This window comes from Pelotomaculum isophthalicicum JI, from assembly GCF_029478095.1.
GTDB lineage: Bacteria > Bacillota > Desulfotomaculia > Desulfotomaculales > Pelotomaculaceae > Pelotomaculum_D > Pelotomaculum_D isophthalicicum.
The window spans coordinates 59,248-71,526 of the sequence record NZ_JAKOAV010000009.1 but is presented as its reverse complement, the minus strand read 5'-3'; the positions used below and the strand labels follow the sequence as shown (position 1 = coordinate 71,526).

The window sequence follows — 12,279 nt, the reverse complement described above, 5'->3', positions numbered from 1 at the left end:
TTGAGCTTAGACAGATATTTATTTAATAAGAAAAAAAGGGGAGGGATAGTTGTGAAACTCTTAATTATGGGACCGCCAGGAGCAGGTAAAGGGACTCAAGCGGAGGTGCTGGTTAAAGAACTTCAAATTACTCATGTTTCCACGGGTGATATGTTCCGTGCCGCTATTAAGGAAGGTACCGATATGGGTAAAAAGGCCAAGGAATATATGGATAAAGGTGAATTAGTGCCCGATTCCGTGGTTGTGGGTATGGTAAAAGACCGCATTTCTCAACCTGATTGCGCTAAAGGATTTCTGCTTGACGGCTTCCCCAGGACTGTAGCTCAAGCCGAAGCGCTTGATGAAACTTTTAAAGAGTTGGGTATTAAAGCGGATGGCGTGATTAATATTGACGTGCCTAGGGAAAGATTGATGGACCGCCTGACCGGACGCCGTATTTGCCGTTCCTGCGGCGCCAGCTACCATGTAATCTTCAATAAACCCGAAGAGGAAGGAAAGTGCAAATGCGGCGGTGAGCTGTACCAGCGCAGCGACGACAACGAGGTTGCGGTAGGTAACCGGCTTGATATATATGAAGCGCAAACACAGCCGTTAATTGACTACTATGCAAAACAAGGCATTCTTAAGAACATTAATGGAGACCAGGATATTAAGAATGTCTTGGCGGATGTTCTCGCGAGTGTGCGCTAACCCAAATTAATAAAACCTCCCGGAAACCTCCGGGAGGTTTTTTGTCAACAACAATAGCGAATAATAATAAATATCACTCGCGGGTGTTTTTTAAGAAATATTTTGCGGGAGGAGCATAATTGGACGTAAACAAGGTTCCTCAAGTAGATTATGCCATAATCGGAGGGTCAAGCACATTTTCAATTAATTTTCCCGAAGATTTAAAACGAGACGACGTTCAGATTATCACCACGGGTCTGACTATTAACACACCTTACGGTATGAGCCCTCCTTTTAAATTATTCATGTTAAAAAAAAAGAAGATCATCACACTCAAAATGCATGGGTGGAGGGGCAGTATTCTCAGGGCGGATGCTTCTCGTCAGGTTTTTTGGGTATTGCGTGAAGCAGGTGTTAAAAAGATAGTATCGGAAGGTGGAGTCGGATCGATTAACCGGCTCTTGCGTCCACGTGACGTAATCGTTCCCACTGACTATCTTGATTTTTCCATGCGTAAAGATGTGGGTTTGGGCGGATCTTATTTATTAACCATGCGCAAGTGCGTTTGTCCGGATATAAGAAAGGAATTAGTGCGGATTGCCGAGTGTGAAGCAGTTGGCCGGGTTTTTGACCGGGGTGTGTACGCCGTAACAGACGGCAGGCATTTTGAAAGCCCGGCCGAAATAGAAATGCTCTACCGGCTGGGCGCGGATGTTGTAGGGCAAAGCATGTGCCCGGAGGTTTATTTGGCCCGGGAAATTGGCGCTTGTTACGGACGTTTGGATATGGTGGTAAATTATGCTGAAGGTGTAATCAAGGAATGGGATTATGAAGAAATGGCCGGTATATTTTACAATGAACCACTTAGAATCGGAAACATTCTGCTTCACACCTTGGACCGGATTGATCCGGGGCAGTCATGTGGCTGCCCGCAATACAGAAAACCCACTCTGCTCAAAGATTAAACATAATATTACCAGGAAAGTTTAAACCCTATAAACATATATTTAGATAGAGAAAGTAATAAGGGGGGTGTGGATAAAGAGGTTATTGATAGAGAGCGGATTGAAGTGAGTTATCTTGGAATTTTAGGGAGTAAACTTATCTAATGTTGTTTATAACAGTAATTAATGTGAAATAATGTTAGCTTTAATGCTCGTTGTTTCGGTGCTTGTGTTTCATATGCCAGTAAAGAGAAATTTAGTGAAGAATGTGAAAAATTTTTGGATAAAACGGAAGGGACAGCAAATAGCTGCCCCTTTCAATTTTTTAAGTGTTTGTTGGATACAATAGTTTTAAAGATTTATTTATCAACTTCAGGTGCGCCGGCACCGCTGTAGAAGGGTGATTTTTTGAGTAACGATGAAAACCGGTTATTAAGGCTTCTTTTAGATAAGATAACCAATTTATCGGTGAGTATCGAAAAGATGAAACTTGCCGAGTACGTTAAGCTACTTGAACAACCCTGGCGGTTGATGTATGTAAATTTCATAGCGGGACTGGCCAGGGGGGTAGGAATAGCTATCGGATTTACAATCCTGGGCGCTGTCGTTTTATATTTCTTACGTATTTTGGTTATGCTTAACTTACCGTTAATCGGTAATTTTATAGCTGAAATAGTGAGAATGGTTCAATTAAAGGTGGGTGCGTAAAAAAATATGGATCAAAACACGGAGGTTGAGTGATGCAGGAAAAACAATATTCACAAATTAAAGATAAGCTTGAAAACTTGAGGCAAAACCTAGCGGACCGCATCAAATATTTTGATGATCAGGGTTTAGATGTATCACTGGGTTATTCTGTCAGTGAACTGTCTAATTACGACAATCACCCGGCCGATATTGGTTCTGAGGTCTTTGAACGAAGCAAGGATTTTGCCTTGCGTGAAAATGCTATGATTACTTTAACTGCCGTAAATGAAGCCTTAGAAAAGATTAATAATGGTACTTATGGTATTTGTGATGTTTGCGGCGGTAAAATTCAAATAGAACGGCTCGATGCCGTACCTTATACGACTTTGTGCCGGGACTGTAAAGAGGCGGAAGAGAAGATTCCCGACCAGAATGTGCGTCCAGTTGAGGAGGAAGTTATAGGCAAGCCCTTTGCCGGTACATTTACGGGTGATCCTGAAGCTGTAGGATATGACGGTGAAGATGCTTGGCGGGAAGTAGCAAATTATAGTGAGACAAACGAAGAGTGGTCGAGAGGTGGGAGTTATTACGGTTATGCCAGGTTTGACCCAACCCAAAAGCGGGACACGGAAGATGTTGATGATATCCCCTACGAAGTAGGCGACGATGGGGTTTTTTATAAAAGCTTCGGTGGCCTGGATGATGAAGATTCCCCAACAGAAAAAATTGATGTGGGTAGAGATAATTAAATAGCAAACTATCTTTTGCCCCTTTTCCTGTTATTGGTATTTTTTTGTTTAATTATTAAAAATATCTTGGTATAATTAATTATGTAATTTAGTAAGCGGGAAAAGAGGCATGAGATAAAAAAATGTCTATAGTCTGTGCGCATGTAATAGTTAGCGGGAAGGTACAGGGTGTATATTATCGGGCTAAGGCACGGGAGATGGCTGTAGCCCTGGAATTGGCTGGTTGGGTTAAAAACATGCTTGATGGTAGAGTTGAAGGGATTTTTGAGGGTGAACGGGAAAATGTTGATAAAATGATTGATTGGTGCCGTCAAGGACCTTCAAGAGCAGATGTTACCGGTTTGGAAATAGAATGGAAAGAACCTCAGGGCGACTTGTCGGGCTTTATCATCGCTCCGACCAGAGCATAAATTATGCTTGAAATTTATAAAATACCTGTTCACACACCTTATCCTGTCGGGCCTGTTAACGCGTATTTAGTTAAAAACCAACCCTATACTCTAGTGGACCCGGGTCCTGAAACAGCGGAAGCGAAACAATCCCTCGCTGAAGGATTGGCTTCCCTGGGTGTTGATATAAAAGACATTTCCAGAGTTGTGCTGACCCACAGCCATACCGACCATAGCGGTTTGGCGCGCTGGTTGAGTGAAATTGCCGGGGCGCAGATCTATGTTCATCGATTTGAGGTCCGCAAGCTGACCCTTGATTACGATTTTTATCAGGAACGGCTTTCTTTTTTTCAAGAGGCCGGTATGCCTACAGAGGCGCTGAAAGAAATATTAAATGATAATGACGCTGTTGGAAAACCTGTGCTGCCTGATACAGGCGTAACAATATTATCAGGCGGGGAGACCTTAAAGTTTGAAGGCGGAGCGCTATTGACGCTGCACATGCCCGGCCACTCCGACGGTCATATCTGCCTTTATGATCAGGACGGGATGTGTTTACTGGCCGGCGATTTCATCCTCAAACATATTTCGCCAAACCCGAACATGGAACCGGATCCCGGTAATTTCACAAAGAGGTTGCCGACCCTCAAACAGTATCTGGGCGGATTGGATCTCTTGGAAAACCTCAAACCGCGTCTTATCTTGCCAGGCCATGGAAAAAATATTGAGAATGGCCTGGAATCAGTAAAAAAAGCCAGAGAGCATCACAAAGAGCGCCTGAATTTAATGACATCCGTTCTGGAAAATAACAGTCACAGTGTCTACCAGTTGATGAGGTTTTATTACCCGCAAATTAGTGGTTTTGAAATCTACCTTGGCATCTCTGAAGTATTTGCCCATGTGGATTATCTGCTTGCGGAGGGTAGGATTATTAAGAAAAATTCTTATGGAATTTCTTTATTCCAAAGACAGGCAGGTTGTGAAAATAGTTAATTGGACCTCACGGCGCGTGGAGGGGGTCATAAATTGAGATTAAAATTGCGAGCCTTTTGGCAGAGTTGTTTCCGGCAACGGCAACAACGGAAAAGATGGTCTGGAAGGCGCCCGTTATAAAAATGTATTTTGTTCTTATTTACACGGCCCCCTATTGCCAAAAAATGCCATACTAGCAGATTACTTAATAAGCCTCGCTTTAAAGAGACGTGGGATAGACATTGCATTAAACCCGCTGGAAGGTGATATTGAAGACCAGGCTTGTCTGGCAATGCTTAGGAGAATGGGCTTCAGGCATATAACAAATTAGTTGATGTTACGGGGTTGTTTAGTATAATAATATCATACTGGAAGAGAGGTGATGTAACTTGATATCAAGTAAGAGCAGAAAAACCAAAGTTACCTGGGTGCTACTGACTTTGTTTCTACTATTATTAACTGTTACGGCATGCAAGCCACAGGTTGGCAATCAACCCAGTGGGGAGCAAGAGCAGGCTGCGACCCCCTCTCAGGGTGAGATAGCCAAAGATGATCAAAAAACAAATCTGCCGGTATACTATGTTAAAATTACCGCTGACGATGCCTATCTAGTCCGGGAAGTGCACCAAGTTCCCTATACCAAGGAAGTTATCAAAGCGGCGTTGGAAGAATTGATTAACACCAACCCTGTTACACCTGGCGCGGTACGGGTGTTGCCGGCGGGAACAAAGATCCGGGGTATCTCCGTACAAGACGGTTTAGCGACAGTGGATTTTTCCCGGGATGTGCTACGCGCCAACGTAGGAGCTTCAGGTGAAGAATTAGGTATCCAGAGTATAATAAATACTGTCACTGAATTTCCAGGTGTTCAGAAAGTGTCTTTCCTAGTGGAAGGAACAGTGGATCAGGAAGCAAAAAACTGGTGGGGTCATGTGGGACTATACTCGCAGCCTTTTGCTAGAGATGTTGCGAAAGTTTATGAACCAGCTATCTGGTTGACCAGTCCGGCACCAGACCAGGTAGTGGCATCACCTTTAGAGGTGCGCGGCAGCGCCAGGGTATTCGAAGCAACGGTAAGCGCTAGGCTGCTGGACGATTCAGGGAAAGAATTAGCAAGTGGTTTTGCCACCGCCGCACAAGGCGCTCCCGGAAGAGGGGATTTTGTCCTGCCATTAAAATATCAGGTAAATTCACCTGGCAAAGGGAAAGTGGAAGTTTATTGGAAAAGTCCTAAAGATGGTAAGGAAATGGATAAAGTAGTAATACCTGTCGCCTGGTAGTTTTGCTTTCAAGTTGAAATTAAAAATAATCTTACTGCCACAAATTTCTTGTGGCTTTTTTTATTCTTCGTAATACCCTTAATAATAGTTTTAAATGATAAATACTATTAGTTAAAGCGTTTTTACTGCTGCCTGCTACCATTCTTCTTTTTGTTAACGTTGCATATAATGTATTATTCATGCAAATTTAGACCTAACTATAAAAAGTTACTGGAGAACTTGATGTGGTAGAAAGGAGTGAAACAATGGATTTTCTTAGGCGTTTAGAAGAATACCGCTCCTTAGAAAGACAGCTTGCCTGGGAAGGGACATTCCAGGATTACCTTGAGGTTTTAAAAGAAAGGCCCTGTACATCCCAACTTGCCCACTCCAGGATTTATAAAATGATCAGGTCTGCCGGGATAGAAGAAAAAGAAGGTACGAAACAATACAAATTTTTTTCTACCGAAATTTTTGGACTTGATAAAACCCTGGAAAAACTCGTAGAAGAATATTTCCACCCGGCTGCGCGCCGTCTTGATGTAAGGAAACGTATTTTGCTTCTAATGGGACCTGTGAGTGGGGGAAAGTCAACCTTGGTGGCTATGCTGAAAAGAGGTTTGGAAAGGTATAGCCGAACCGATGAAGGAGCTGTCTATGGGATCAAAGGATGCCCCATGCATGAGGAGCCTTTGCATTTGATCCCAAAAGAATTAAGAGAAGATTTTCAAAAAGAATATGATGTTTACATTGAAGGAGAACTATGTCCATCATGCCGTCTTATGGTGGAGAACGAGTATTCCGGTAATATTGAAAAAGTACCTGTAGAGAGAGTGTTTCTATCAGAAGATGACCGGGTTGGCGTAGGCACGTTCACCCCTTCTGATCCTAAATCACAGGACATAGCTGACTTAACCGGCAGTCTTGATTTTTCCACTATCGCCGAATATGGTTCAGAATCTGATCCGCGTGCGTACCGTTTTGATGGTGAATTAAACATAGCCAACAGGGGAATGATGGAATTCCAAGAGATGTTGAAGTGTGATGAAAAATTTTTATGGAATTTACTTAGCCTCTCCCAGGAAGGAAATTTTAAGGCCGGACGTTTTGCGTTAATCTATGCGGATGAGATGATAGTTGCGCACACAAATGAAAATGAATATAAAACATTTATTAGCAACAAAAAAAATGAGGCCTTGCAGTCCCGGATAATCGTTATGAAAATACCCTATAACTTAAAAGTCAGTGATGAAGTAAAGATATATGAAAAGCTGATCAAGCAAAGCGACTTGCGGGATATTCACATCGCGCCACATGCCCTGCGAGTAGCCAGTATTTTTTCAGTACTGTCAAGGATGAAAGAATCAAAAAAACAGGGTATGGATTTGGTCAAAAAGATGAAGCTTTACGACGGAGAAGATGTGGAAGGGTTTAAGCAAAAAGATTTACATGAACTTCATTCAGAAGCTATAGATGAAGGCATGAGCGGTGTTGATCCCCGTTATGTGATCAACCGCCTGTCATCTGCGTTGATTCGCACCTCAAACCTTTGCATTAATCCATTAGATGTACTACGTGCTTTAAAAGAAGGGTTGGATCAGCATCCGTCAATAACGAAAGAAGAACGAGACCGTTTGCTGAATTTTATTTCGGTAGCCCGGAAAGAATATGACGAAATGGCTAAAAAAGAAGTACAGAAGGCATTTGTTTACTCCTACGAAGAATCTGCTAAAGTTTTGTTTAACAACTATCTGGATAATGTTGAGGCGTATTGTAACGGGCTGAAGTTAAAAGATCCTATTACTGACGAAGAATTGGATCCGGATGAAAAATTAATGCGCTCCATAGAAGAGCAAATAGGTGTCTCTGAAGGCGCTAAGAAAGCTTTCCGGGAAGAAATATTAATCAGACTTTCTAGCTATGCGCGTAAGAACAAGCGCTTTAATTACAGTTCTCACGAACGTTTAAGGGAAGCCATTGAGAAAAAATTATTTGCGGATCTTAAAGATGTGGTCAAAATTACTACTTCCACCAAGACGCCAGACGCTGAACAGTTGAAGCGGGTAAACGAGGTTAGTGCCAGATTGATAGCGGAGCACGGATACTGTCCCACTTGCGCCAATGAGTTGTTAAAATACGTTGGCAGTTTATTAAATCGTTAATTTGGATCAAGACGTAAATGTGTTAACCAACTAATTACGATCAGAACCTGTAGTTGCTGTCTAAAGCCGGAAGTCATACTTACCGGCTTTTAAATATATGGTAAATTTAGTTAACATTTTTTATCAACACGTTACATTTATTAGCTGGTTACTCATATAATGTAGCGTGGACAGCTACGTTGCAAATGCGTCTTTCGAACGAGAAAGCATGTTGACTTTTAAATACTAAATTACATTTTAAGGGAGGGGTTGCCGTGTCCGACGGAGATTTTGTAATCTCCCGGGAAGACTGGTCACTTCACCGTAAGGGAGAGATTGACCGGGAACGGCACCGGGAAAAAGTACGGGAGGCAATAAAGAAAAACCTGGCTGATATTGTCAGTGAAGAAAGCATTATCATGCATGACGGACGTAAGATTCTTAAAGTACCGATCCGTTCCTTGGATGAATTTCACTTCCGTTTTGACTATGGCAAGCAAAAGCATGGTGGTCAGGGGGATGGCAATAGCAAAAAGGGTGATGTAGTTTATACTGATCCTCAGAAAGGACAGGGTAAGGGTAAGGGGGCAGGCGAAGAACCTGGCGTTGATTACTATGAGGCTGATGTAACTATTGAAGAGCTAGCGGAAATGATCTTTGAAGATCTCGGTCTGCCAAATCTGGAACAAAAAAAGAAACCAGAGCTTGCTTCGGAGTCGGTAGAATTTAAGGATGTGCGAAAGAAAGGTATAGCGAGCAATATTGACAGAAAGCGGACTATTATCGAAGTAATTAAACGAAATGCTTTAAAAGGAAACCCGGGATTACACGGCATAACGCCTGAGGATTTGCGTTATAAAACTTGGGATAATACTTATAAATATGAATCCAGTGCGGTAGTTCTCGCAATGATGGATACTTCCGGTTCAATGGGACCTTTTGAAAAATACATTGCACGCAGTTTTTTCTTTTGGATGGTTCGTTTTCTACGCACAAAGTATAATAACGTCCAGATTGTTTTCCTCGCGCATCATACTGAAGCGAAGGAAACAACCGAAGAGGAGTTTTTTACCAAGGGGACTAGCGGCGGTACCCGCTGTTCGTCGGTTTACAAACTTGCTCTGGATGTTATCGAAAAACGGTACAGTCCTCAGGATTATAATATTTATGCGTTTCACTTCTCTGACGGCGATAATCTTGTTTCGGATAATGACAACTGTATTAAATTAATCAACGAGCTTCTCAAAGTATGCAACATGGTCGGTTATGGCGAGATCGAAGGGGCTTACTACTATACCAGCACTTTGAGGACGGCTTTTAAAAGAGTAAATAATCCTAAATTTACCAGCGTTACGATCAAAGACAAGAGTGGGGTTTACCCCGCGTTGAAGAAGTTTTTTAATCAAACACAGGGTGAGGCAGCCAATTAGGTTATGGAGTTAGGGGATGTGAAAAGCTAATGTAGATATGTCTCGGTTAATGGAGGAATTAATATGAATTCTAAGGATGAATTAAGGGTTTTGGAAGATGCTTTGCAGGTTATCAATGCGAAGGCTAAAGAATTAGGGTTGGATTTTTATGATATGTTTTTTGAAATTTGCCCGGCAGATATTATTTATACTTTCGGCGCTTATGGAATGCCCACCCGTTTTTCACACTGGACATTCGGCAAAGCCTATCATAAAATGAAAACGCAATACGATTATAATCTTGGCCGTATATATGAAATGGTAATCAATTCCAACCCTTGCTACGCTTTTCTCCTCGAAGGCAACAGCATAATACAGAACAAGCTGGTCATGGCGCATGTTCTTGCGCATTGTGATTTCTTCAAAAACAATGCATATTTTAAAAATACCTCAAGGAACATGGTGGAGTCTATGGCTTCGGCGGCCGAGCGTTTTCGTGAATATGAATTTGAATTTGGCCGGGCAAAAGTTGAATCATTTATTGATGCTGCCTTATCCATTCAGGAACACATCGAACCCAGGTTGATGATAAAAAGAGGGGAGAATTTACGAAAAAAACGGCAGAAAGAGAAAGAGCGGACCTGCCATGCTGAACGCATTGAAACTCCTTATGATGACTTATGGGAGCTTGAAGAAGCCCGAAAGGATACTTCTAAAGATAGTGAAAAAGTAAAAAAATTCCCCATAGAACCTGAAAAAGATCTTATGCTGTTCATTATCCAACATAGCAAAGAATTAGAAGACTGGCAGAGGGACATCATGTCAGTTATCAGACAGGAAATGCATTATTTCTGGCCGCAAATGGAAACAAAAATTATGAATGAAGGATGGGCTACTTACTGGCATCTTCGAATAATGCGTGATATACATCTTGATGAAACTGAAACGATAGAGTTTGCCAAAATGCACTCCGGTATTATTCAAACTTCGCGTACCCGTATTAATCCATATACACTCGGCCTGAAAATATTTGAGGATGTTGAAAAGCGATGGGATAATCCCACTCCCGAGGAAAGAGAGCGGTATGGACGTTCTGGCGGGGAAGGCAAACAAAAAATATTTGAAATTCGTGCGAATGAAAATGATATTTCATTTTTACGTAATTACTTGACTAAAGAACTAATTGAGGAAATGGATTTATATCTATACAAAAAGGTGGGAAATGAATGGAAGGTAGATGAAAAAGATTGGGAAAAAGTAAGGGACGGTCTTGTTTCTAGCATGACAAATGGTGGTTATCCTTACATTACAGTACAAGACGGTGATTATAATAAAAACGGTGAGTTGTACCTGAAGCATCACTATGAGGGAACAGAGTTGGATGTATATTATATTGAAAAAACAATTCCTTACTTGCATTCCCTCTGGGGACACACTATACATCTGGAAACGGTTCTGGATAATAAATCAGTGCTTTTTTCATTTAATGGAGAGAAAAGTAGCAAGAAATTCATATAAGTTCAAATTAGAATGCCCTCCGGTGGAGGGCATTTTTTCGTATAAGTTGATCTGCGATTTGGGGACGGATGAGAGCCATATTCGGGCAAGGCAGTAAATTATGTGTCCGTGCCTTTTGGCTTTAAAATATTTTTCTGAAGAAATTGCTGATATGTTAATCTAGTATTGTGAAATAGTGCTTAAAAAATATTATTTTTGATAGCATTAACGTTAATAGGACAAACGTCCTATTTGTAGGACGTTTGACTTATCCACAAATTTACCTATATTTGTGGATATATCTGTGTATAGATTTAAGCTTCGTAATTATTCAACGACCGGCACGAAAGAAAATAAATTTATTTTAGAATGGTGGAATAAAGTGTACGCTATTAATAATTGTAAGGTATATACGGGAAAAAATTTACTCGTGGATAAGGCAGTTATTATCGATAGTAATAAGATAGTTGATATTATTAGCCCGTTCAATCTGCCCGCAGGTATTTCCGAAATAAACCTGGGTGGTTTATCTATCGCGCCGGGGTTCATTGATATACAAGTTAATGGCGGGGGAGGCTGTTTATTTAATGAAGAACCGAGCGTTTCTGTTATCTGCAAGATATATGAAGCGCATAAGCGGTTTGGAACAACTAACTTTTTACCCGTTCTGCTCAGCAATTCCAGAGATAAAATGATGGCGGCTGTTAAATCCGTGAAATATTGCCTGGATAAAAAACTGCATGGGATTTTGGGATTGCATTTAGAAGGACCTTTTATTAATAGAAAAAAAGCGGGGGTACATAACAATAAATACATCAGGACTCTAAATGCAGAAGAGTTGAATGACTTGATCAAAGCTGCCGGATCGAAGGTGCTAAAACTGTTAACCGTGGCACCCGAGTTTATCCCGCCCGATTATTTAAGAATGTTGTCAGGCGCCGGTGTTTTGCTCTCAGCCGGACATTCGGATATTACATATGATGAAGCGATAAAATGCTTTGAAAACGGCATAACATGCGTTACTCATTTATTTAACGCGATGTCTCAATTAAGCGGCAGAGAACCCGGCCTTGCCGGCGCGGCATTGCAGGCGAAAAACGTATGGGCGGGCATAATCGCCGACGGTTTTCATGTGCACTATGCCGCCATAGATATAGCAAAACGAATCAAAGGGAGGAAGTTGTTTTTAACAACAGACGCCATGCCGCCCGTGGGAAAAGCTTCACGGAACTTCATGCTGGGCGATTACGTGATTCAGTGCCGGGACGGAAAATGCACAACAGAAACAGGAGTAATTGCCGGATCGGTATTGGACATGGCTACGGCAGTACGCAATTGTATATATGAAATTGGCATCCCCATTGAAGAAGCCCTGCGGATGGCTTCCACATATCCAGCGGAATTCCTCGGCATGGGATGCGAGCTTGGCAAAATAGAACCCGGATATAACGCAAACTTAGTGATTTTCGATGACCAGGTGGAAGTAAAGGGTGTTGTCGTTAATGGGAAATTTGAATTTTGGGCGAACTCATGAGGATTTATAAAAGGGGCCTCATAACAGCC

11 protein-coding genes are annotated in these 12,279 nt (G+C 41.8%); all 11 read left to right on the top strand.

Annotation, left to right across the window (positions count from 1 at the left end; genetic code table 11):
• Window positions 1-51: 51 nt before the first annotated feature.
• The 11 genes from L7E55_RS06805 to nagA all read left to right on the top strand — a co-directional run bounded on the left by L7E55_RS06805 (window position 52) and on the right by nagA (window position 12,250).
• Window positions 52-690: an adenylate kinase gene (locus L7E55_RS06805; protein WP_277443351.1), complete on the top strand. Its 639-nt coding sequence runs from the start codon at window positions 52-54 to the stop codon at window positions 688-690.
• A gap of 119 nt (window positions 691-809) precedes the next feature.
• The gene (locus L7E55_RS06800) at window positions 810-1,634 is read left to right on the top strand and encodes an MTAP family purine nucleoside phosphorylase (RefSeq protein ID WP_277443350.1); all 825 of its coding nucleotides are present in this window, start codon (window positions 810-812) and stop codon (window positions 1,632-1,634) included.
• Between the two features lie 387 nt (window positions 1,635-2,021).
• Window positions 2,022-2,321: a DUF5665 domain-containing protein gene (locus L7E55_RS06795; RefSeq protein ID WP_277443349.1), complete on the top strand. Its 300-nt coding sequence runs from the start codon at window positions 2,022-2,024 to the stop codon at window positions 2,319-2,321.
• Between the two features lie 32 nt (window positions 2,322-2,353).
• Window positions 2,354-3,049: a TraR/DksA C4-type zinc finger protein gene (locus L7E55_RS06790; protein WP_277443347.1), complete on the top strand. Its 696-nt coding sequence runs from the start codon at window positions 2,354-2,356 to the stop codon at window positions 3,047-3,049.
• A 122-nt stretch (window positions 3,050-3,171) separates the two neighbouring features.
• On the top strand, window positions 3,172-3,459 hold the full coding sequence (locus L7E55_RS06785) for an acylphosphatase (protein WP_277443346.1): 288 nt from the start codon (window positions 3,172-3,174) through the stop codon (window positions 3,457-3,459).
• Window positions 3,460-3,462: 3 nt separating this feature from the next.
• On the top strand, window positions 3,463-4,431 hold the full coding sequence (locus L7E55_RS06780) for an MBL fold metallo-hydrolase (protein ID WP_277443345.1): 969 nt from the start codon (window positions 3,463-3,465) through the stop codon (window positions 4,429-4,431).
• 419 nt (window positions 4,432-4,850) lie between these two features.
• Entirely contained in the window at window positions 4,851-5,690 is an 840-nt protein-coding gene (locus tag L7E55_RS06770; RefSeq protein WP_277443344.1) for a Gmad2 immunoglobulin-like domain-containing protein, read from the top strand.
• A gap of 245 nt (window positions 5,691-5,935) precedes the next feature.
• Window positions 5,936-7,831 carry a PrkA family serine protein kinase gene (locus L7E55_RS06765; protein ID WP_277443343.1) on the top strand — a complete coding sequence of 632 codons (1,896 nt, stop codon included), beginning with the start codon at window positions 5,936-5,938 and terminating at the stop codon, window positions 7,829-7,831.
• A 254-nt stretch (window positions 7,832-8,085) separates the two neighbouring features.
• Window positions 8,086-9,240, top strand: a complete 1,155-nt coding sequence (yhbH, locus tag L7E55_RS06760; RefSeq protein ID WP_277443342.1) for a sporulation protein YhbH — start codon at window positions 8,086-8,088, stop codon at window positions 9,238-9,240.
• A gap of 63 nt (window positions 9,241-9,303) precedes the next feature.
• On the top strand, window positions 9,304-10,737 hold the full coding sequence (locus tag L7E55_RS06755) for a SpoVR family protein (protein WP_277443341.1): 1,434 nt from the start codon (window positions 9,304-9,306) through the stop codon (window positions 10,735-10,737).
• Window positions 10,738-11,008: 271 nt separating this feature from the next.
• Window positions 11,009-12,250, top strand: a complete 1,242-nt coding sequence (gene nagA / locus L7E55_RS06750) for an N-acetylglucosamine-6-phosphate deacetylase (RefSeq protein WP_338091183.1) — start codon at window positions 11,009-11,011, stop codon at window positions 12,248-12,250.
• Window positions 12,251-12,279 lie beyond the last annotated feature (29 nt).

Excerpts from the sequence above, each read along its gene's own strand:
- L7E55_RS06790 (WP_277443347.1), top strand. The coding sequence starts at position 2,354 with ATGCAGGAAAAACAATATTCACAAATTAAAGATAAGCTTGAAAACTTG.
- L7E55_RS06785 (WP_277443346.1), top strand. The coding sequence starts at position 3,172 with ATGTCTATAGTCTGTGCGCATGTAATAGTTAGCGGGAAGGTACAGGGT.
- L7E55_RS06780 (WP_277443345.1), top strand. The coding sequence starts at position 3,463 with ATGCTTGAAATTTATAAAATACCTGTTCACACACCTTATCCTGTCGGG.
- L7E55_RS06765 (WP_277443343.1), top strand. The coding sequence starts at position 5,936 with ATGGATTTTCTTAGGCGTTTAGAAGAATACCGCTCCTTAGAAAGACAG.
- L7E55_RS06755 (WP_277443341.1), top strand. The coding sequence starts at position 9,304 with ATGAATTCTAAGGATGAATTAAGGGTTTTGGAAGATGCTTTGCAGGTT.